The following is a 21,965-nucleotide window of genomic DNA, read 5'->3' as shown; positions in this document are numbered from 1 at the left end:
ACTGCGCGGAACGGACAAAGGGGGAGACATCTCGGCCGTGTCGGGACCGATGCAAAACGACAAACTACCCGCGCCGAGTAGGCGCGGCGTTCTCTATTTGCCAAATGCCGGCTTAGCCTACCGCCTCAAGGCGTAGACATTGTCCATCGACGCACCACCCAGCGGCAGCGCCATGTCGTCGTCTAGCAGCCGCGTGATGCGGGCAAAGCCGACAAAGGCTTTGCGCGCTTCCTCGGCCGACATCTTGCCCGACACAGCCGCCGCGCAGCAATTCAGGGCGCATTGATAAACCGGGCCGCGTCTGCCTGTTGGCCACTTCCGCAGGAACACCATCGCCTCGGAGACGCTATCGACTTCCTCCACAGGGTATCCCTGCCCACGCGCAATTCGCACTGGGGTAAAGAAATGCAAGCGATCCATAGTTTTCCTCCCGGTCGACCGCAGAGCAGCCGAACTTTATTAAACGCACGTCCTATGGATCGGTTCCAAACAAATTTGGTTGCTGTCGGAAAAAATTCGGAACCGGCCAGCCTGCGCGAAAACCGCTTGGCGACTCAGCTCGGTTCAAGTCCGAAGCCGTCGGATAACGGCGATTCTCATTGAATATCTTTAAGGCGAAAGCCGGCAAATGGGTTGCTTGCCGGTTCCCCAGCGTCAGGCTTAACCTCTACAGCCAAACGCGTGACGGCGCGTTTTGCAACAAGGGGAACACTTGCAATGACCATTCAAGGCGCATCGCCTGACCTCTACAACGAGGATCTGGCTCCGGCAACGGTCAGGAACTGGGGACCGTTTTCGATCTTCAACGTCTGGACCTCGGACGTCCACAGCCTCTGGGGCTACTACCTGGCGGCCAGCCTGTTTCTGTTCTGCGGCGGCTTCGTCAACTTCATCATCGCCATCGGCATCGGCTCGCTGATCATCTACGCGCTGATGAACATGGTCGGCTATGCCGGCGTGAAGACCGGCGTGCCCTACCCCGTGCTTGCCCGCGCCTCCTTCGGCATCTGGGGCGCCAACGTCCCGGCTCTGGTGCGCGCGATCGTCGCCTGCTTCTGGTACGGCGCCCAGACGGCCGCGGCTTCGGGCGCCATCGTGGCGCTGCTGACGCGCCTGCAATGGTTCGACGAGTTCAACAAGAGCTCGCACTTTCTGGGACATTCGACCCTGGAGGTGATCTGCTTCGTCATCATCTGGGCGCTGCAGTTGCTGATCATCCAGAAGGGCATGGAAACCGTCCGCCGCTTCCAGGACTGGGCCGGCCCGGCCGTGTGGATCATGATGCTGATCCTGGCTATCTATCTTTGCATCAAGTCGGGCACTTTCGCCTTCACCAGCGACATCCCGATGGATGTGCTGCTGGACAAGACCAAGGACGCGGGCGTTCCGGGCGAGCCCGGTTCCTGGACCGCGCTGTTCGCGGTGGCGGCGATCTGGGTGACCTATTTCTCGGCGCTCTACCTCAACTTCTGCGATTTCGCCCGCTATGCGCCGGACAAGGCGGCGCTGCGCAAGGGCAACATCTGGGGCCTGCCGGTCAATCTCATCCTGTTCTCGCTGGTGGCCGGCGTCACGACGATCGCCGCTTATGACGTCTACCATGAGGTGCTGCTCCATCCCGACCAGATCTCGGCCAAGTTCGACAGCTGGTTCCTGGCCGCTCTCGCCGCGTTGACCTTCGCGGTGGCGACGCTGGGCATCAACGTCGTGGCGAATTTCGTCTCGCCGGCGTTCGACTTCTCCAACGTCTTCCCGCGCCAGATCGACTTCAAGAAGGGCGGCTACATCGCGGCGCTGATCGCCCTGGTGCTCTATCCCTTCGCGCCATGGGAAGGCAGCGCCGCTTCCTTCGTCAACATCATCGGCGCGACGATGGGACCGATCTTCGGCGTGATGATGGTCGACTACTACCTGATCCGCAAAAGCGAGGTCGACGTCGAGGCGCTCTATCGCGAGGACGGCGAGTTCCGTTTCCAGAGCGGCTGGCATGTCAACGCCTTCATCGCCGCCGGCATCGGCGCCATCTTCTCCTCGATCCTGCCCAACTTCACCAACTGGCTGCCGTCCTGGTGGGGCGTCTATGGCTGGTTCTTCGGCGTGGCGATCGCGGGCGCCGTCTATTACGTGCTGCGCACCATGGCGCTCGGAGCAGGGGCGAAGGTGGCGAAGGCTTGAAAATGAGGCAATAGGCAGTAGGGCCTAGGCAACAGAGAACACTCTGCCTACTGCCTACTGCCTACTGCCTACTGCCTACTGCCTACTGCCTACTGCCTACTGCCTACTGCCTACCATCTCCGCCAAGCGCCGCACCGTGTTCCAGTTGCGCGACGTGCCGATGCCCATGCGCTTGTGGCTTGCTGCCGCGAGCAGGCGCGAGCTCGGTCTTTCGCGGGAAAAGACCACCCAGATATCGCCGTCGACCAAAAGCACCTTCTCGTCCTCGGCAGCGTAGGCCTGGAGCGCTGCGGCGGCCTCGACGGGCGCCGGCCTGCGCATGACGCGCACCGCCACCTGGTCGGCGGCGTCCGCGGAATCGTCCGGGAATGGATTGCCGGCCGCGAGCTTCAACCAATCCTCCGCGCCGCGCACGATAATATCGACATGGCGGCCGAAAGTCTCTTCGAAGGCCTTTTCCAGCCGATGCTCGAGATCGGAAATTCTGGCCGTCCGCGCCTCGAAGACCAGATTGCCCGTCGCCACCAGCGTTCGGACGTTCTTCAGGCCGATCCTTTCGGCCATCGCCTTGAGGTCCGACATGACGACCCGCCGTCCCTCGCCGAGGATGATGCTGTAAAGCAGCGCGACGTAAGTCTGCATGGCACGGTTCGCCAGCCGATCGCTCAGACCAGCCGCGACTGATCCACCGCGGCCGAGATGAAGCTCGCGAACAGCGGATGCGGGTCGAGCGGGCGGCTCTTCAGCTCGGGGTGATACTGCACGCCGATGAACCAGGGATGGTCGGGATATTCGACCGTCTCCGGCAGCACGCCGTCGGGCGACATGCCGGCAAACACCAGGCCGCAATCCTCGAGCCGTTGCTTGTAGTCGATGTTGACTTCGTAGCGGTGCCGGTGGCGCTCGGAAATCTGCGTGTCGCCGTAGATATCCGCTATTTTCGAGCCCTTGGCGAGTTCGGCCTGATAAGCGCCAAGCCGCATCGTGCCGCCGAGATCGCCTGTGACCCTGCGCTTCTCAAGCATATTGCCCTTCAGCCACTCGGTCATGAGGCCGACGACGGGCTCGTCGGTCGGGCCGAACTCGGTCGACGATGCATGGTCGACACCCGCCAGCGAGCGGGCCGCCTCGATGCAAGCCATCTGCATGCCGAAGCAGATGCCGAAGTAAGGCACCTTGCGTTCGCGCGCGAACTTTGCCGCCAGGATCTTGCCTTCCGAACCGCGCTCGCCGAAGCCGCCGGGAACAAGGATGCCGTGCACCTTCTCCAGCCATGGCGCCGGATCTTCCTTCTCGAAGATCTCGCTTTCGATCCAGTCGAGCTTGACCTTGACGCGATTGGCGAGGCCGCCATGCGACAGCGCCTCGATCAGCGATTTGTAGGCGTCCTTGAGGCCGGTATATTTGCCGACGATGGCGATCGTCACCTCGCCTTCCGGATTGTGGATGTGGTTGGAAAGCTTTTGCCACGGCTCCATGCGCGGCTTCGGCGCCGGGTCGATGCCGAAGGCCGCCAGCACTTCCGAATCGAGGCCTTCCTGGTGATAGGCCAGAGGCACGTCGTAGATATGCGGCACGTCCAACGCCTGGATGACGGCGCTTTCGCGCACGTTGCAGAACAGCGAAAGTTTCCGACGCTCTTCCTTCGGGATCGGCCGGTCGGCGCGCACCAGAAGGATGTCGGGCGCGATGCCGATGCCGCGCAATTCCTTGACCGAATGCTGCGTCGGCTTGGTCTTCAATTCGCCGGCGGTCGGAATGTAGGGCATCAGCGTCAGATGCACGTAGACCGCATTGTTGCGTGGCAGGTCGTTGCCGAGCTGGCGGATCGCTTCCAGGAACGGCATCGCCTCGATATCGCCGACCGTGCCGCCGATCTCGCACAGCACGAAGTCGTAGTCGTCATTGCCGTCCAGCACGAAATGCTTGATCTCGTCGGTGACGTGCGGGATCACCTGGACAGTCGCGCCAAGATAGTCGCCGCGCCGCTCGCGCTCGATGATGTTCTTGTAGATGCGGCCGGTGGTGATGTTGTCCTGCTGGTTCGCCGAGCGCCCGGTGAAGCGCTCGTAATGGCCGAGATCGAGGTCGGTCTCGGCGCCGTCATCGGTTACGAACACTTCGCCGTGCTGATACGGCGACATCGTCCCGGGATCGACATTGAGATAAGGATCGAGCTTTTTGATCCGCGCGCGATAGCCTCGCGCTTGCAGAAGAGCCCCAAGAGCTGCTGCGGCGATGCCTTTTCCGAGTGAGGAAACCACGCCGCCTGTGATGAATACATATCGCGCCATGGGAGTCATCGCTTAACGCGGCCTGATTGATTCCGCCAGAGAAAAAACCGCCGCGAAGGCTTTTTCCCTAATGGCGCGGGTGCTCGCAAAGAGCCTTTCCCGAAGCATGTCGCCCAAACGCATGGAACGGTTTGAGGGAACGACATGCTTCAAGGCAAAGATTCAAAACAAAAGGGCCGGCGTCGCCGGCCCTTTGGGCAGTTTGATGGAAATCGTTAGATGATAACGACCTTGGTGCCGATCCTGACGCGGCTGTAGAGGTCCATGACGTGCTCGTTGATCATGCGGAAGCAGCCGTTCGAGGCGCTGGTTCCGATCGACTGGGGAGCAATCGTGCCATGGATGCGCAGATGCGTGTCCTTCTTGCCGTCATAGAGGTAGATGGCGCGCGCGCCGAGCGGGTTCTGGCCGCCGCCGTTCATGCCGTCCTTGTACTGGCCGTAATGCTTCGGCTCGCGCTTCTGCATATCGAGCGTTGGGATCCAGCGCGGCCATTCCTGCTTGTCGCCGACAGCCACGGTGCCCTTGAACTGCAGTCCTTCGCGACCGACCGCGATGGCATAGCGCCGCGCCGTCGAAAAGCTCTCGACGAGGTAAAGGCGACGAGCAGTGGTATCGATGACGATGGTGCCCGGCTCATAACCCGAGAACGCAACGTCCTGCGGCACGAATTCCGGCTTCACCTTGAAGGGTCGCTTGGCGTCCTTCTTGGCCAGCGCCGAATCGAGCGCGCGGGTCTCGGGCAGGTAGCTGATCGAAGTCGATTGTACGCCGCCGCCGAAGAGGCCGTCGAACAGACCGCCGCTGCTCGCCTGTTTCTGGCCGGGCTGCTCACTGCGCAGTTCACCGTTGTTGCCGGTGGCGGCGATGTTCATGGCCTCAGCCGGGATAGGCTCCTCGGCCTTGGCCGGGATGATCGGCGCGACTGGCTCCAGCAGCGAGATGATCTTGGTGGTCTTCTTGGCCGGCTTGGCGTCGGCGACTTCAGCCGGCGCGGCCGTACCCTTCTTGGCAAGCCATTCCTGGCGCGCCGCGTCAGCCTTGGCCTTGGCGGCCTCGCGCATTGCCATCTTGCGAGCCTCGAGCGCCTTGTCCTTTGCCGCCTGCTTGTCGGCGGCGATCTTGGCCTCGAGCTTGCCGATCTGCGCGAGATCGTCAGAGGTCGGATTTTTCTTCTTCTTGAGAAGCTTCAACTGCGATGCGTCGCTCTTGGCGGCGACAGGAATTGCGTCGGTCTTCTCTACCGACGGTGAAGAGACCATGTTTGCCGGTCCGGCGATGGCCGCGGAACCCATGCCGAGGATGGCACAGACTCCCAAAATGATGAAGCTGCGAAGCTGCATGGCGAAGATCCGATCGTTCAAATGCAAGTTGCCCACGGCGTCGCCCGGCGCCCCCCAAGGACGCCGAAAAGTGCCGCGCGCAATCTATAATCGATTAGCCGTCATCGCCTCAAGCTGAGGCAGGCGCTACGCCCGATTGAATCTTCGTGATCGGGCGCGCATTTGCCGCGACTGTGTTCAAAGAACAACAGATCGCGGCCGAGCTTGTCCGGCTACTGGTTCGGAACCTGAGGGGTGACCGGCAAGGTGACGCCGTTGGCCGCCGGCGCGGTGGTCGGATTCGCGGGCGCCGGAACAGGCGTTGTGGCGGGAGCCGGCGCGGTGGTGCCATTGGCAAGCGGCGTGGTGGTCGTCGCACCGCCAGCCGGAGCCGCGGGAGCAGAGCCGCCGGCCGGGGCCGCGGGTTGCGAGCTGCCCACCGGTCCATTCGATCCCGGCAGCTGGTTGAGCACGCCGTTGCCCGAGGTCGACGTTGCCGGACGGTCGAGGATGTCGATCGGCTTTTCGCCGTAGCGGGCAATGATCGACAGCGCCAGCGACGTCACGAAGAAGGCCGCCGCCAGGATCGCGGTGGCGCGGGTCAACGCGTTGGCGGCGCCCCGCGCGGTCATGAAACCGGAACCGCCGCCGATGCCCAGGCCGCCGCCTTCGGAGCGCTGCAGCAGCACCACGCCGACAAGGGCAAGCACGACCATGAGGTGGACGACGATCAGTACGGTTTCCATAATTTATCCTGGCGAGGCCTTGCGCGACCGCGCATACGACCGATGATTTGGAGGCGGCTCCTTACAATGCTTTGGCGGCATTTCCAAGCCCGTGGCCGGGAATATGGGAAGCAATGCGGCCATTACAACGATTTATGCTGCATGAGCCTAAGCCATGTTCATGTATGCTTCCGCGATAGCCAGGAAGTCGGCCGCCTTCAGGCTGGCGCCGCCGACCAGTGCGCCATCGACATTCTCGACGCCGAGCAGTTCCACCGCGTTGGAAGGCTTGACCGAGCCGCCATAAAGAATGCGCATCCTGGCCGCGGCATCGCCGAGCAGCGCCGTCAGCTTGCCCCGGATATGCGCATGCGCGTCGGCGACGTCGGCGGCGGTCGGCGTCAGGCCGGTGCCGATGGCCCAGACCGGCTCGTAGGCGATGATGGTGTTGGCGGCGGTGGCGCTCGCCGGCACGGAACCGTCAAGCTGGCGCGACAGGACATCGAGCGTGGCGCCCGCCTCCCGCTCGGCGCGCGTCTCGCCGATGCAGATGATGGCCACCAGTCCTGCCCGCCAGGCCGCCGATGCCTTGGCATGGACCATTGCATCGTCGTCGCCGAACAGTTCGCGGCGCTCGGAATGGCCGACGATGACGTGGCTCGCTCCGGCATCCTTGAGCATCTCGGCCGAAATCTCGCCCGTAAAGGCGCCGCTCTCCTTGGGATGGCAATCCTCTCCACCGGCCCGCACCGGCGTGCGCGACAGGATCTCGGCGGCGCGCTGGAGCAAGGTCGCCGGCACGCACACCAGCGCTTCGGTCTCCGCGTCGAGCCCGCTCATGAACCCGTTGCCGATCGACCGCAGCTCGTTGAGCGAGGCGCTGGTGCCGTTCATTTTCCAGTTGCCGGCGACAAGCGGGCGGATTCCAGGGGTCATGGGGCGCGTTCTCCGAGCGACATTAAGCAGCGCCCTCACTACCAAAATCAGGTCACAAAGCAATCGACAGTGGACCGGAAGGGCGCTATTGCGCTTGTTTCAGACTCGGCGCATGCGAAAATGCGCAAAAATCGGAAGTATGCATGCTTGGTATATTGAGAAGCGCGGCGGGCACTTGGGTCGCGAAGGCGTTGCTGTCCTTGCTGGTGATCAGTTTCGCCGCCTGGGGCATCACCACCCGCATGGTGGGCGGTGTGCTGGGCGGTCATCACGCGGTCATCACGGCCGGTGGCACGGAGGTCTCGATCAACGAGTACCGCCTCGCTTACGACCGCCAGCTCAGCCTACTGTCGCAGCAATATGGCCAGCGCATCACCCACGACCAGGCCAAGCTGCTCGGTGTCGACAACCAGGTGCTGGCGCAGCTCGTTTCGGGCGCCGTGCTCGACGAACAGGCGCGCAAGCTGGGGCTCGGCCTCTCCAAGGATCGGCTTGCCGAACTGACGCGCGAGGATCCGGCTTTCAAAGGCCCCGGCGGCCAGTTCGATCGCCGTACCTTCGAGTATCTGCTGCGCGAGCTTGGCATGCGGCCTGAGGACTACCTCAGGAACCGCTCGCAGGTGGCCGTGCGCCAGCAGATCGTCGAGGCGATCTCCGACGGCCTCAAGGTTCCGCAGACCTTCCTGAAGGCGGTCTCTCTCTATCGCGGCGAGGATCGCACGATCGACTATCTCGTGCTGCCGAAGACGCTCGTGCAGCCGATCGAGGCGCCGTCGGACAGCGCCCTCAACGCCTATTTCGACGCCAACAAGAAGAACTACGCCGCGCCGGAATATCGCAAATTCTCCTATGTCAGGTTGGAGCCGCAGGACATAGCCGATCCGTCCGCGGTGACCGACCAGCAGGTCAGCGAGGACTACAACAAGAATATCGCGCGCTACACGACGCCCGAGATGCGCACCATCGAGCAGCTGGTGTTCAAGACGCCGGATGCGGCCAAGGCCGCTTTGGATTCGCTGAAGGCTGGCGCTACCTTCGACAAGCTCGTCACCGCCGAAGGCAAGACGCAGGCCGACACGCTGCTCGGCACGCTGGCCAAGGACAAGATCGCCGACAAGGCGGTGGCCGATGCGGCTTTCTCGCTCAATGCCAACGAGGTCAGCCAGGTCATCCAGGGCGCCTTCGGTCCCGTGCTCTTGCGCGTGACCGAGATCAAGCCGCAGGTGGTGAAGCCGCTTTCGGAAGTGTCCGACCAGATCCGCAAGGACCTGGCGGTCGGCGAAGCGAACCGCATCCTGCTCGATGTGCATGACAGCTACGAGGACACCCGGGCCTCGGGCGCCTCGCTTGCCCAGGCCGCCGACAAACTGAAGCTCAAGGTCGTCACCATCGACGCCATCGACCGTACCGGCCAGCGGCCGGACGGCACGATCGTCAACGACCTGCCGCAATCGGCCGAGCTGATCAAATCGGTGTTCGCGGCGGAGCCCAATACCGAGAACGAGGGCCTGACGACTGCCGACAACGGTTTCGTCTTCTACGAAGTGCAGTCGATCACGCCGGCGCGCGACCGCACGCTGGATGAAGTCCGCAAGAAGGTCGTCGCCGACTGGACGGAGGCCGAGACCGACAAGCGGCTCGACGCTAGGGCTCAGGAGCTGGAAAAACGCCTCAAGGCAGGCACCACGCTCGACGTCATCGCCGGCGAGCTCAAGCTCGACAAGCAGACCAAGCGCGGTCTGAAGCGCGAAGCCGACGATGCCGATTTCGGCAAGGAAGGCGCTGCGGCCATGTTCGGCGTCGGCGAAGGCGGTACCGGTTTGATCGCCTCGCCCACCGGCGACGGCCAGATCCTGTTCAAGGTCGCCGAGGTCTTCGAGCCGGCAGGCGCCGATGGCAGCGCGGTGCCGGACGACGCGCAGAAATCCTTCGGCGCCGGCATGTCCGACGATCTGCTCGACCAGTTGGTGGCGCAGTTGCAGTCGCAATATGACGTTCGCATCGATCCGAACGCCGTTTCGCAAGCACAAACACGATGAGCGCTCTGAAGACACACATAGCCAAGGTCGCCACGGGCACCGCGCTTTCCTTCGAGGAAGCGCGCGAGGCGTTCGACATCATCATGTCGGGCGACGCGACGCCCGGCCAGATCGGCGGCTTCCTGATGGCGCTGCGCGTGCGCGGCGAGACGGTAGGCGAGATTTCCGGCGCGGTCGCCACGATGCGCGCAAAGATGCTGCGCGTCGAGGCGCCGCAAGGCGCCATCGACATCGTCGGCACTGGCGGCGACAATTCGCATTCGGTCAACATCTCGACCGCTTCGGCCTTCGTCATTGCAGCCGCCGGGGTGCCGGTCGCCAAGCATGGCAATCGCGGGCTGTCCTCGCTGACCGGCTCCGCCGACGTGCTGACGGCGCTGGGCGTCAGAATAGACATCCCGCCGGAGATGATCGGCCGCTGCATCCATGAGACCGGCGTCGGCTTCATGTTCGCGCCGGCGCATCATCCGGCGATGAAGCATGTCGGGCCGACCCGCGTCGAGCTCGGCACGCGCACCATCTTCAACCTGCTCGGGCCTTTGTCGAATCCCGCCGACGTCAGCCGCCAGATGGTCGGCGTCTTCCTGCCGGAGTGGATCATGCCGGTGGCCGAGACATTGAAAGCGCTGGGCGCCGACCATGCCTGGGTCGTCCATGGCGACGGCTATGACGAGATCACCACGACGGGTGAAACCCAGGTGGCGGAGCTTGTCGGCGGCGAGATCCGCAGCTTCACCCTGACGCCGGAAGCCGTCGGGCTGAAGCGGCACACCAAGGAAGAGCTGCGCGGCGGCGACGCCGCCTACAACGCCAAGGAACTGCGCGATATGCTGGGCGGCGCCGCCGGCGCCTATCGCGATACGGTGCTGATGAATGCCGGCGCCGGGCTGGTCGTGGCCGGCAGGGCGACGACGCTTGCCGACGGCATCGCGGCGGCGGCGCAAGCGATCGACAGCGGACGCGCGCTTGGCGTGCTGGACAAGCTCGTCGAGATTTCGAACGGATAAGGCCTTGTCGGACATCCTGCGCAAGATCGAAGCCTACAAGCGCGACGAGATCGCGGCAGCCAAGCTCGCCATGCCGCTCGCCGAGATCAAGGCGAAGGCCAGGGACGCCGAGCCGCCGCGCGGCTTCCTTGCTGCGCTCGAGGCCAAGCGCCGGGGCGGCGGCTTCGCGTTGATTGCCGAAATCAAGAAGGCCAGCCCCTCCAAGGGGCTGATCCGCGCCGATTTCGACCCGCCAGCCTTGGCCAAGGCCTATCAGAAAGGTGGCGCGACCTGCCTTTCGGTGCTGACCGACGCGCCATCCTTCCAGGGCGCGCCGGAATTTCTCACCAAAGCGCGTAAGGCGGTGTCCCTGCCCGCATTGCGTAAGGATTTCCTATTCGACCCTTACCAGGTCCACGAAGCACGAGCCTGGGGCGCAGACGCCATCCTGATCATCATGGCAAGCGTGGACGATGCTCTGGCGAGCGAATTGGAAGCTATCGCCTTCGAACTCGGGATGGACGCGCTGATCGAGGTGCATGACGAGGCCGAAACGGAGCGCGCGCTAAAATTGTCGTCGCGACTGATCGGTATCAACAACCGCAATCTGCGGACCTTCGAGACCAGCCTTGAGACTTCCGAGCGGCTGGCGAAAATGGTGCCGGGCGGCTACTTGCTGGTCAGCGAGAGCGGCATCTTCACCCACGACGACTGCCTCAGGATGCAGAAGACCGGCATCAGCACCTTCCTGGTCGGCGAGAGCCTGATGCGGCAGGCGAACGTGGCCGCGGCGACCGAGCTTCTGCTGACAGGCAAGGCAGCGGCCGAGGCCATCTGAGATGGCCCTCACCCATCTTGGCGCCAAGGGCGAAGCCAATATGGTCGATGTCGGCGGCAAGGCCGAGACGACCCGCACGGCGATCGCCGAAGGTTTCGTCTCGATGCGGCCGGAAACGCTGGAGATGATTCTCGCCGGCGATGCCAAGAAAGGCGATGTGCTGGGCACAGCCCGTATCGCCGGTATCATGGCCGCAAAGAAAACGCATGAGCTGATCCCGCTCTGCCATCCGCTGCTTCTGACAAAAATTGCCGTCGAGATCGAGCCGGACCGCACGCTGCCTGGCCTCAGAGTCACCGCGCTTGCCCGCGTCACCGGCAAGACCGGCGTGGAGATGGAGGCGCTGACTGCGGCGTCGGTCGCCTGCCTCACCATCTACGACATGGCCAAGGCGGTGGACCGCGGCATGATGGTTTCCGGCATCCGGCTGGTCGAGAAGACAGGCGGCAAGTCCGGCGACTACAAGGTGGATGCCTGATGGCCTTGGTTCCGGTCGCCGAAGCGCTCGAACGCCTGCTCGACGGCGCCGCGCCATTACCCGGCGAAAGCATTCCGCTCGCCGAAGCGGCTGGACGGGTCCTGGCGGAGCCGGTCGTGGCGCTACGCACGCAGCCGCCGTTCAACGCCTCGGCCATGGACGGCTATGCTGCAAGATCCGCCGATGTCGCTTCAGCGCCGGCTGAACTCGAGGTCATAGGCATGGCGCCCGCCGGGCGCGGTTTCTCCGGGACCGTCGGCAAAGGCCAGGCCGTGCGCATCTTTACCGGTGCGCCGCTGCCTGAAGGCGCCGACACCATCGTCATCCAGGAAAACGTCCGCGACCTTGGCAACCGCCAGATCGAAGTGACGGAGCCGACCGCCGAAGGACGCAATGTCCGTCGCCGCGGGCTCGACTTCGGCCAAGGCGACCTGCTGCTCGAAAAAGGCCGCGCGCTCGACGCGGCGGCCCTTTCGCTGGCGGCGTCGGCCAACCACCCCGCCTTGAACGTCGTGCGGCGGCCGCTGGTTGCGATCATCGCCACCGGCGACGAATTGCTGCCGCCAGGCAGCGCGCTCGGCCCCGACCAGATCATTTCGTCCAACGCCTATGGCGTCGTTGCCGCCGCCCAGTCGGTCGGCGCGCGCGCGCTCGATCTCGGCATCGCCGCCGACCGCCAGGAGGCGATCGCCGCGCTGGTCAGGAAAGCGGTCGAGGCGAACGCCGATGTCATCGTCACGCTCGGCGGCGCCTCGGTCGGCGACCACGACCTGATCCATGACGTGCTGACCGGCGAAGGCATGAAGCTCGACTTCTGGAAGATCGCCATGCGCCCCGGCAAACCGCTGATGTTTGGCCGGCTTGGCAATGTCCGTTGCATCGGCCTGCCCGGCAATCCGGTGGCAAGCATCGTCTGCTCGCAACTCTTCTTGAAGCCGCTGCTTGCCAGGCTCGGCGGCCGCGATCACCGGCAGGACGTGCGAACGGCCAAGCTGGGCGCCGCGATGCAGGCCAACGATTTCAGGCAGGACTACGTGCGCGCCATCGTGCGCGAGGACGCCGGCACCCTGGTCGCGACGCCTTTCGGCATCCAGGACTCCTCGATGCTGCGGATGCTCGCCGACGCCAACGGCCTGATCGTGCGCGAGCCCTTTGCGCCGGCGGCGGAAGCCGGCGCTGAATGCAGCGTGCTCATGCTGCGCTGAGCCGGTCTATCCCGCCGTTTTAACGCAATTCTCGACCGAAACCGTTCACACCGCCGAATTGCTCTATTCGGCGATCAGTGCGCGAGTGAGGGGATGATCCGGATCTCCGAGACCATCGACGACATTGAAATGATGCCGGTCCGGCTCGACCACTGAACCGGTGGTGGCGCCGAGCCCGGTCCAGATGTTGGCGAGCAACGCGCTCTGGCGCAGGAATTCCGCACGCTCGCCGCCGCCGACCCAACAGGTGATGCGGGCTCCCTGCCGAGGCCGCAGCAAAGCCGGGCTTTCGCTCAACGCTTCCTTCTCGTCGATGTTCAGGGTCTCGTTCAGTGCGGTGAACATCAGCGGCCGAAGGTCGTGCAGGCCTGAGATCGAAACAACCTGGCGTATGCGCCGCGACACATCGGACGACAGCGGCGAGGCCGCGGTCACCATCCGGCTGACGAGATGTCCGCCGGCCGAGTGCCCGGTCAGCACCAGCGGACCATCGATCATCGCTGCCGCCTTCTCGATCGCTGCCGCAACCTCGTTGACGATGCCGCTGATCCTGGTCTGCGGGCAAAGCGTGTAAGAGGGCATGGCGACGGCAAAACCGTGGCCGACCGCACCTCCAGCCAGATGCGACCAGGAGGTCTTGTCTGATTCCATCCAGTAACCGCCATGGATGAACACGACGAGCCCCTTTGGCGCGGCAGGTGGGAGAAACAGATCGAACCGGTTGCGCGGCGCTTCGCCGTACACGATATCGAACCGCGCCCTGCCTTGCGCCAACAGCTTTTCCCTAAAGGCTTGCGCCGGTTGATCCCAAGCCGCGGGCCAGCGGTCGCCGCCGGCGATGTTCGCGCCGTTGGCATAGGCGTTGTCCCAGTCGGCAATACGGTTTTCGAACACGGCCCCTCCGCGATCAGGTCGATGTTGAGCGGAGTTTAATTGGCATCGCCGCGGTCAGGTAACGGTTGTCTTGACCGCGAAGCGGGCTTCTCGCCAGACGCCGGTCCGCAAGATGTCTTCGAGCACTTCGACGGCATTCCAGACATCCCTGTAGCCGACATAGAGCGGGGTAAAACCGAAGCGCATGGTCGACGGCGCCCGAAAATCACCGATCACGCCGCGTTCGATCAGGGCCCGCATGATCTGGTAGCCATGCTGGTGAATGAAGGAAATCTGGCTGCCGCGTTTGGCGCCGTCGCGGGTGCTTTCCAGCGTAAGATCGTAACCGCCGCACCGTGCTTCGACGAGTTCGATGAACAGATCGGCCAGCGCAATGCTCTTCCTCCGCACCGTCGCCAGGTCAACGCCGTTCCAGATGTCGAGCGCGCCTTTCAGCGTCCGCATCGACAGGACCGGCTGCGTGCCGCACAGAAATCGGCGGATGCCGGTGCCTGGCGCATAGGCTTGCTCGAAGGCGAATGGCCGTGCATGGCTCCACCACCCGCTGAGCGGCTGCCGCACATCGGCAAGATGCCGCTCGGCCGCATAGATAAAGGCAGGAGAACCCGGCCCGCCATTGAGATATTTATAGGTGCAGCCGACGGCGAAATCGGCGCTTGCCCTGTCAAGTTCAACCGGCATGGCGCCCGCGCTGTGGCAGAGATCCCATACGATCAGCGCACCGGCGTCATGCGCCATTCGCGTAAGCGCCGCCATGTCGCGCAACTCGCCGGATTTGTAATTGACGTGGTTGACCAACACCACCGCCACGCGTCCGTCGATCAGTTCCTCGATGGTCGGCGCGTCCACGCCAGCCAGGCGCAGGACAGTGTTCTTTCCGGTCCAGGCCACCCCTTCGGCCATATAGATATCGGTCGGAAAACTGTCGCCCTCGGCAACGATCACGGTTCGGTCCGGCCGCATCGCCATCGCCGCGTGCAGCACTTTGTAGATGTTGATCGACGTGGTGTCGCAGACCACGGTCTGGCCCGGCGCCGCGCCGATCAGGCGCCCGAGCTGGTCGCCCAGCTCGACCGGCATGTCGAACCATCCATCCTTGTTCCAGGCACGAATGAGGTCATGCGCCCACTCCTCGGCAGCTGCCTTGCGCAACTCGTCGAATGCGGCATGCGAGGCCGCTCCCAACGAATTCCCGTCGAGGTAGATCACCCCCTCCGGCAGGACGAAGCGATCGCGCAGGGCGCGCAGCGGATCCGCTGCATCCATCGCCTCGATCTCGGCGAGATCAGGAATTCCCCCCATCATGCTGCCGCCTCCATTTCGGCATGGCGCCTCTCACGGTTGGCCAAGGGCGGTTGTCTCACCACCGTCCGTGCCACGGCAAGAACCTTCTGCGCTATGTTAGCTGGTCCATAGACGGCGAAGACCAAGGATTGCGACCATTGCCGAAGTTGGCATTTTGGGTCCGTTTCGTTCACGGTGAGGCACGTTCGCGCAAGAGCCGAAGCGATCCCGCCCCGCGCCTTTGTGATGGTGTTGGACCGCGCTTCAGCTTAAGGAGGGCTGCATAATCGAGCGGAATCAATGACACCGCCGACCTGACCCGGTCAGGTATCCCTTGGATGCAACATTGTTTCCGAAGCCTCAACAAATTCACTAAACTTTAAACGGTTGCGGAACACAACTGGAACAGATAGTGTTTGTTCTGGGTTTGTTTTTCTGATTCCGGTTTCAGAACCCAAGGGGGCCGCCATGCTGACGCGCAAACAACATGAACTGCTGATGTTCATCCATGAACGCCTCAAGGAGAGCGGGATTCCACCGTCTTTCGACGAGATGAAGGAAGCGCTCGACCTCGCCTCCAAATCGGGCATCCATCGGCTGATCACGGCGCTGGAAGAACGCGGCTTCATTCGCCGGCTGCCGAACCGGGCGCGCGCGCTTGAAGTGCTGCGGCTGCCCGACTCGATCGCGCCTGGCCTGAATGCCGCGAGAAAGTTTTCGCCGAGCGTCATCCAGGGCGGCCAGGGCAATCTTGGCCGCGAGGTCAAGCCGGCGGCGCCCTCGCGCACGCCGACACCCAGCAATGACGACGACGCTGTTTCGGCCGTGTCCATTCCGGTGATGGGCCGCATCGCCGCTGGCGTGCCGATAGACGCCATCCAGCACCAGACGCATTCGATCTCGGTGCCGCCGGACATGATCATGGGCGGCGAGCATTATGCGCTGGAGGTCAAGGGCGACTCGATGATCGAGGCCGGTATCTTCGACGGCGATACGGTCATAATCCGCAACGCCAATACGGCAAGTCCGGGCGAGATCGTGGTGGCGCTGGTCGACGACGAGGAAGCGACCCTGAAGCGGTTTCGTCGCAAGGGTGCCTCGATCGCGCTCGAGGCCGCCAACCCGGCGTACGAGACCCGTATCTTCGGACCGGACCGGGTCAAGGTTCAGGGTAAGCTCGTCGGACTCATCCGCCGTTACTGAGCAGAACCGCGCGGCGGTCTTCGCCGGAACTGTGTGCCATCTATTCTGTAGGCTGCGGCGCGACCGCCGGCTTTTCCGGTCGTTGATAGGGCGGCAGCCCCCTCGCCTCACGCGCGTATTTCCGCTGCTCGTGCCAGGGTCGGTACGGTTCTTCGACCGCGTAGCGAACGGTTGGCCGCGCGGTTGCCGATTGCGGATCAAAGAAGATGGCGGCGCTGCCGTCGCGTGCCAGCTGCCGCTTGGTGACGACGAGTACGCGCGGATCGCGGCATGGATTGTGGGCCGTGGCGTCGTCGATGACGATGAGGTCGGCGAAACCGCAAGCAGGCCGGGCGCTGGCGCGGTTCTCGGCGAGCGCGACGATGGCACCGGAAGGATGCCGGCCGATGCAGAGGTCGCCGATGCAGTAGAAGGGCGAGCCGGGCGGCAGGTCGACGGGATCGGCGATGTCGAGGGCGTCTTTAGCGAACGTCTCCGGCGGTACGATTTCCTCGGCTTTCAGCGCCCGTTTCCAGTTGTCCGTGGTGAAGTCGTTGGAGCGCGTGCGGTTGATGGCAAGCTCGCCGCCGCCGATCGGCATCGCCACCAGATGCGCGTCCTCCGAGACAAGCACATCCGGGGCGCGGACATGCGGAATGGCCAGCAGCGCGGCGAGCGCGAAGGGTACGGCGGCAAGCCTCAGCCAGGTGGTGGCCATCGTCGCGATGACCAGCGCGACCGTCGCCAGCAGCACCGACTGGATCGAGATCAGCCCGACGGCGTCGACTGGTGAGCGCTCGGAGATCCACGCCGAAATGGCGATCATCGCCGTCAGGCCTTTGCCCATGACAAAGAGGAAGGGGCCGTCGAAGCCGAAGGGCATGGCCAGCGCGCTCAACACGGCGAACGGCATGACGATCAGTGAGACGATCGGCATGACCGACAGATTGGCCAGCAGGCTGAGCGGCGATACGCGCTGGAAGTGCCAGATCGCAAACAACAATGTCGCGCTGCCCGCGATGAGCGACGTCACGGCGGCACCACCTACTCCAATCGCCAGTTTTCGCGATAGGAAGCCGAGGAACGAATGCTTTGCCGGCGGCCCGGTCGTTTTGCCGGCGCGATAGTCGGCAAAACCGGCATAGGCGCCGACCAGCGCGGCGGTGGCGGCGAAGGACATCTGGAAGCTCGGGCCGACAACTTCGTGCGGCGAGACAAGGATGACGGCGATGGCCGAGATCGCCAGGTTGCGCATGGTGAGCGCCGCGCGGTCGAAGAGCACGGCGGCGAGCATCACGGCCAGCATGATGAAACTCCGCTCGGCCGCCACCACGATGCCGGAGATCACGAGGTAGGCGGCGATCGAGAGCAGCGCGATTGCAGCGGCATATTTCTTCACCGGCCGGCGCGACGAGAAATCCGGAAACAGCGCGAAGGCGCCGCGCAAAAGGACCATGATCGTGCCGGCGACCAGCGCCATATGCAGGCCGGAGATCGAAATGATGTGGTAGATGCCGGTCCGTCGCATCGACTCGTTGATGGCTTCCGGAATGCCGGCACGAACGCCGACGATCAGCGCCGCCGCGATCTCGCCTTCGGATCCGCCGATGGCGCTCCTGATGTGATCGGCGATCCCTTCGCGCGCGTTTTCCACTGCCGATGCGACGCGCGCGCCAAACGGCGCTTTCGCTGGCGCAATCAGCTTTGGATCACCCAGGAAAAAGCCGCTGCCGCCAATGCCGGCAAAATAGCTGTCGAATGAAAAGTCGTAGCTGTCCGGCCGAACCGGGCCGGTCGGCGGCAACAGCTTGGCATAGCCGGTCAGCATCGACCCGGCTGTCATGTCGGGCGGGATCCTGCGCGCCGAAAGCCTGACGCGGTCCGGCGCGTAGCGCAGCTTCGGACGTTCCGTGGAAATCAAGTCGATGGTCAGCCGGACACGGCCATTGGCCATCGCCTCGGCGGTGACGAGGCGGCCCGTCAGCCGTGTCTGGATTTCCGAACCCAGCATCGGGGTTGCCATCCGCCAGGTCTCGACCTTGGCCGCGAGAAAGCCCAAGGCGCAGAAAAACGCCGCCATGAAGACAAGGTGCGTTCTGTGCCGGGAATGTGAGGCCGCCGCGCAGACCGCCATCAGGGCCACTGCCGCAAGCGGCCTGTAGAGATCCGGCTCAGCGCTCAGCGTGAAGTAATAGATGACGCCGGCGGCCAAAAACACCGGCACCAGCAGGAAGCCGATGCCGCGGTCAAGCTCGGTGGCGGCAGCGGTGCCGATGCTTCGGAGCAATGCGGGAAGCGAGGCGCGGCCAAGCTGTTTGCGGATTCGGCTGAGGCTCGCCGTTGGCGAGACCGGCTGTATTGCACCGTCACCGGGTGGCGTAAGCTCGGTAGGTGCCCGCGGCTCCGGAAGCGAAACCGGCGCTCCCTCTTCGGGCGCGGCATGGGCAAACATCAGGCGTTCGCTGACGCCAGCTGTCGTTCCCCCGCCCTCCTCCGCGCCCCGGCCACGTCCAGCCATCGGGTCTGCCCCTTGCGCCCCAGACCGCCTATGCTACATGAACGCCGGTCGCGTGGAAGTCCGCGCGAAACATGCATCTTTTCAGTGCTTCCTCGAGAGTTCCATGTCCGACAAGGTCGTCACCCGCTTTGCCCCCTCGCCCACAGGCTACCTGCATATTGGCGGGGCGCGTACGGCGCTGTTCAACTGGCTCTATGCCAGGCACACCGGCGGCACGATGCTGCTGCGCATCGAGGATACCGATCGCGAGCGCTCCACCGAAGCTGCCACCGCCGCCATTCTCGACGGGCTGACCTGGCTTGGCCTCTCCTGGGACGGCAAGGCCGTCTCGCAGTTCGAGCGCGCGCCGCGTCATCGCGAGGTGGCCGAGGAGCTCGTGCGCATGGGCAAGGCCTATTACGCCTATGAGACGCCGGCCGAGCTCGAGGCGATGCGCGAGGCGGCCCGCGCCAAGGGTCTGCCGCCGCGCTACAACGGCCAGTGGCGCGACCGCGGCCCCTCCGAGGCGCCGGCAGGCGTCAAGGGTGCGATCCGCATCAAGGCGCCGACCGAAGGCGTGACGATCGTCAACGACCGCGTGCAGGGCGAGGTGCGCTTCCCGAACAAGGATCTCGACGACTTCATCATCCTGCGTTCCGACGGCGTCCCGACCTACATGCATGCCGTCGTCGTCGACGATCACGACATGGGCGTCACCCACATCATCCGCGGCGACGATCACCTGACCAACGCCGCGCGCCAGACGGTGATCTACGATGCCATGGGCTGGGATGTGCCGTCGATGTCGCACATCCCGCTGATCCACGGCGCCGACGGCGCCAAGCTGTCGAAGCGGCACGGCGCGCTCGGTGTCGAAGCCTATCGCGCCATGGGTTATCTGCCCGAGGCTCTGCTCAACTATCTGGCCAGGCTCGGCTGGAGCCATGGCGACGACGAGGTGATGTCGGTCAAGGACATGGTCGCGTGGTTCGACATCGGCGACGTCAACAAGGGCGCGGCGCGCTTCGACTTCGCCAAGCTCGAGGCGCTGAACGGCGTCCATATGCGCAAGATGGATGACCAGGCGCTGTTCGACATCTTCGTCGCCACCTTGCCCTATCTCGAAGGCGGCCCGACGATCGCGGCAAAGCTCGACGACAGGCGCAAGGCGCAACTGCTTGCCGCCATGCCCGGTCTCAAGGAGCGGGCCAAGACCCTGGTCGAGCTGGTCGACGGAGCGGCGTTTCTGTTCGCCGAGCGGCCGTTGCCGCTGGATGAGAAGGCGGCCGGCTTGCTCAACGCGGATGCGCGCGCGATTCTGCGCGGCGCGCATGGCGCATTGTCTGCCGTCGAGGGCGACTGGAGCGCCGCCTCGGCCGAGGCTTCGATCCGCGACTTTGCGCAGGCCGGTGGGCACAAGCTCGGCGCCGTGGCACAGCCGCTTCGGGCCGCGCTGACCGGCCGCAGCACCTCGCCCGGCGTGTTCGACGTGCTTGCCGTGTTGGGTCGCCAGGAAAGCCTGGCGAGGATTGGAGATCAAATCGATTAGCAGCGAACTGGCCCAAGAAGATTGGCATTGAAAGGTGTGTTTCGCAGTGCAACATTAGGCTTGGCCCAATCTGGCACGCACCTCCTAAAATGCGATGGCAAGTTCGCGCATTCCGGTGATTTCGACGTGTCGTTTGCAGGAATTGCCTTGCCGGCATGAGGAACATAAAGGAGTTTGCAATGAGCGAAGCTGCGACAAAACTGGAACCGAGCGGCAAGGCGCATGAGTCGACCGCCAGGCTCGAACTCGCCGGCAAGACCCATGAATTCAAGGTGCGAAGCGGGTCGACCGGGCCTGACGTGATCGATATCGGCGCGCTCTACAGCACGACCGGCGCCTTCACCTACGACCCCGGCTTCACCTCCACGGCAAGCTGCGAGTCGGCAATCACTTTCATCGACGGCGACGCCGGCATTCTGCTGCATCGCGGCTATCCGATCGACCAGCTTGCCGAACATGGCGACTTCCTCGAGGTCTGCTACCTCTTGCTCTACGGTGAACTCCCGACCAAGGCGCAGAAGGAGGACTTCGACTATCGCGTGACGCGCCACACGATGGTGCACGAGCAGATGTCGCGCTTCTTCACCGGCTTCCGCCGCGATGCGCATCCGATGGCCGTCATGTGCGGCGTGGTCGGCGCGCTATCGGCCTTCTATCACGACTCCACCGACATCTCGGATCCCTACCAGCGCATGGTCGCCTCGATGCGCCTGATCGCCAAGATGCCGACGATCGCGGCGATGGCCTACAAATACCACATCGGCCAGCCGTTCATTTACCCGAAGAACGAGCTGAACTTCGCCGCCAACTTCCTGCACATGTGCTTTGCTGTGCCGTGCGAGGAATACAAGATCAATCCGGTGCTGGCGCGCGCCATGGAGCGCATCTTCATCCTGCACGCCGACCACGAGCAGAACGCCTCGACCTCGACCGTCCGCCTCGCCGGCTCCTCGGGCGCCAACCCGTTCGCCTGCATCGCCGCCGGCATTGCCTGCCTGTGGGGTCCGGCGCATGGCGGGGCCAACGAAGCAGCGCTCAACATGCTGGGCGAGATCGGCCATGTCGACCACATCCCGGAATTCATCGCCCGCGCCAAGGACAAGAACGATCCGTTCCGGCTGATGGGTTTTGGCCATCGCGTCTACAAGAACTACGATCCGCGCGCCAAGATCATGCAGAAGACGGCGCATGAGGTGCTGGGCGAACTCGGCATCAAGGACGATCCGTTGCTCGACATCGCCATGGAGTTGGAAAAGATCGCGCTGACCGACGCCTACTTCATCGAAAAGAAGCTCTACCCGAATGTCGACTTCTACTCCGGCATCACGCTAAAGGCGTTGGGATTCCCCACCACCATGTTCACCGTGCTGTTCGCCGTTGCCCGCACCGTCGGCTGGATCGCGCAGTGGAAGGAAATGATCGAGGATCCGCACCAGAAGATCGGCCGCCCGCGCCAGCTCTACACCGGCGCCACGGAACGCGATTACGTGCCGATTGCCAAGAGATAGGGAATAGGCAGTAGGCAGTAGAAAGAGAGCCCCTACTGCCTACTGCCTACTGC

18 protein-coding genes are annotated in these 21,965 nt (G+C 63.9%); 9 read left to right on the top strand and 9 right to left on the bottom strand.

Annotated elements, in window-relative coordinates; all coding sequences use genetic code 11:
* Positions 1-117 precede the first annotated feature (117 nt).
* The gene (locus tag FJ430_RS20360; RefSeq protein WP_073986813.1) at positions 118-420 is read right to left on the bottom strand and encodes a DUF982 domain-containing protein; all 303 of its coding nucleotides are present in this window, start codon (positions 418-420) and stop codon (positions 118-120) included.
* 297 nt (positions 421-717) lie between these two features.
* Between FJ430_RS20360 and FJ430_RS20355 the strand changes: the two genes are divergently transcribed.
* On the top strand, positions 718-2,175 hold the full coding sequence (locus FJ430_RS20355; protein WP_140653134.1) for an NCS1 family nucleobase:cation symporter-1: 1,458 nt from the start codon (positions 718-720) through the stop codon (positions 2,173-2,175).
* Between the two features lie 96 nt (positions 2,176-2,271).
* On the opposite strand, the gene FJ430_RS20350 is transcribed toward FJ430_RS20355, so the two are convergent.
* The 5 genes from FJ430_RS20350 to tpiA all read right to left on the bottom strand — a co-directional run bounded on the left by FJ430_RS20350 (position 2,272) and on the right by tpiA (position 7,452).
* Positions 2,272-2,817: a DUF1697 domain-containing protein gene (locus FJ430_RS20350; RefSeq protein ID WP_140709760.1), complete on the bottom strand. Its 546-nt coding sequence runs from the start codon at positions 2,815-2,817 to the stop codon at positions 2,272-2,274.
* A 23-nt stretch (positions 2,818-2,840) separates the two neighbouring features.
* Positions 2,841-4,478 carry a CTP synthase gene (locus FJ430_RS20345; protein WP_140642644.1) on the bottom strand — a complete coding sequence of 546 codons (1,638 nt, stop codon included), beginning with the start codon at positions 4,476-4,478 and terminating at the stop codon, positions 2,841-2,843.
* A gap of 206 nt (positions 4,479-4,684) precedes the next feature.
* Entirely contained in the window at positions 4,685-5,812 is a 1,128-nt protein-coding gene (locus tag FJ430_RS20340; RefSeq protein WP_140709758.1) for a L,D-transpeptidase, read from the bottom strand.
* A 212-nt stretch (positions 5,813-6,024) separates the two neighbouring features.
* A complete protein-coding gene (secG, locus tag FJ430_RS20335) occupies positions 6,025-6,537 on the bottom strand; it encodes a preprotein translocase subunit SecG (RefSeq protein ID WP_140709756.1) in 513 nt (170 codons plus the stop codon).
* Between the two features lie 147 nt (positions 6,538-6,684).
* Positions 6,685-7,452, bottom strand: coding sequence for a triose-phosphate isomerase (tpiA, locus tag FJ430_RS20330; RefSeq protein WP_140709754.1), 768 nt, complete (start codon positions 7,450-7,452; stop codon positions 6,685-6,687).
* A 143-nt stretch (positions 7,453-7,595) separates the two neighbouring features.
* Here tpiA and FJ430_RS20325 point away from each other — a divergent pair, with 143 nt between their 5' ends.
* Genes FJ430_RS20325 through glp form a run of 5 tightly spaced genes read left to right on the top strand, consistent with a single transcriptional unit; the run spans position 7,596 to position 12,998 of the window.
* Complete coding sequence (locus FJ430_RS20325) at positions 7,596-9,491, top strand: peptidyl-prolyl cis-trans isomerase (RefSeq protein ID WP_140709752.1); 1,896 nt, start codon at positions 7,596-7,598, stop codon at positions 9,489-9,491.
* A complete protein-coding gene (trpD, locus tag FJ430_RS20320) occupies positions 9,488-10,498 on the top strand; it encodes an anthranilate phosphoribosyltransferase (RefSeq protein WP_140709750.1) in 1,011 nt (336 codons plus the stop codon). Before FJ430_RS20325 ends, trpD begins: the two co-directional genes overlap by 4 nt.
* Before the next feature lie 4 nt (positions 10,499-10,502).
* Positions 10,503-11,315, top strand: a complete 813-nt coding sequence (gene trpC / locus FJ430_RS20315; RefSeq protein WP_140642657.1) for an indole-3-glycerol phosphate synthase TrpC — start codon at positions 10,503-10,505, stop codon at positions 11,313-11,315.
* Between the two features lies 1 nt (position 11,316).
* Entirely contained in the window at positions 11,317-11,793 is a 477-nt protein-coding gene (gene moaC, locus FJ430_RS20310; protein ID WP_140709748.1) for a cyclic pyranopterin monophosphate synthase MoaC, read from the top strand.
* The gene (gene glp, locus FJ430_RS20305) at positions 11,793-12,998 is read left to right on the top strand and encodes a gephyrin-like molybdotransferase Glp (protein ID WP_140709746.1); all 1,206 of its coding nucleotides are present in this window, start codon (positions 11,793-11,795) and stop codon (positions 12,996-12,998) included. Before moaC ends, glp begins: the two co-directional genes overlap by 1 nt.
* Positions 12,999-13,061: 63 nt before the next feature.
* Here glp and FJ430_RS20300 read toward each other — a convergent pair whose 3' ends face one another.
* Positions 13,062-13,892: an alpha/beta hydrolase gene (locus tag FJ430_RS20300; RefSeq protein ID WP_140709744.1), complete on the bottom strand. Its 831-nt coding sequence runs from the start codon at positions 13,890-13,892 to the stop codon at positions 13,062-13,064.
* Between the two features lie 54 nt (positions 13,893-13,946).
* Positions 13,947-15,194 (bottom strand): kynureninase, encoded by a 1,248-nt coding sequence (gene kynU / locus FJ430_RS20295; RefSeq protein WP_140709921.1) that lies wholly within the window; start codon positions 15,192-15,194, stop codon positions 13,947-13,949.
* Positions 15,195-15,644: 450 nt separating this feature from the next.
* Between kynU and lexA the strand changes: the two genes are divergently transcribed.
* Positions 15,645-16,379, top strand: coding sequence for a transcriptional repressor LexA (lexA, locus tag FJ430_RS20290; RefSeq protein ID WP_140709742.1), 735 nt, complete (start codon positions 15,645-15,647; stop codon positions 16,377-16,379).
* Positions 16,380-16,419: 40 nt separating this feature from the next.
* Here the strand turns inward: lexA and FJ430_RS20285 are convergent, their stop codons facing one another.
* Complete coding sequence (locus FJ430_RS20285; RefSeq protein ID WP_140709740.1) at positions 16,420-18,876, bottom strand: ComEC/Rec2 family competence protein; 2,457 nt, start codon at positions 18,874-18,876, stop codon at positions 16,420-16,422.
* A gap of 103 nt (positions 18,877-18,979) precedes the next feature.
* Here FJ430_RS20285 and gltX point away from each other — a divergent pair, with 103 nt between their 5' ends.
* Positions 18,980-20,404 carry a glutamate--tRNA ligase gene (gene gltX, locus FJ430_RS20280; protein ID WP_140709738.1) on the top strand — a complete coding sequence of 475 codons (1,425 nt, stop codon included), beginning with the start codon at positions 18,980-18,982 and terminating at the stop codon, positions 20,402-20,404.
* 179 nt (positions 20,405-20,583) lie between these two features.
* Entirely contained in the window at positions 20,584-21,912 is a 1,329-nt protein-coding gene (gene gltA / locus FJ430_RS20275; protein WP_095818701.1) for a citrate synthase, read from the top strand.
* The last annotated feature ends 53 nt before the right edge of the window (positions 21,913-21,965 follow it).

Source organism: Mesorhizobium sp. B2-8-5 (assembly GCF_006440675.2).
GTDB lineage: Bacteria > Pseudomonadota > Alphaproteobacteria > Rhizobiales > Rhizobiaceae > Mesorhizobium.
Note: the sequence above shows the minus strand (reverse complement) of the source record. Positions and strands in the feature narration are given on the sequence as shown.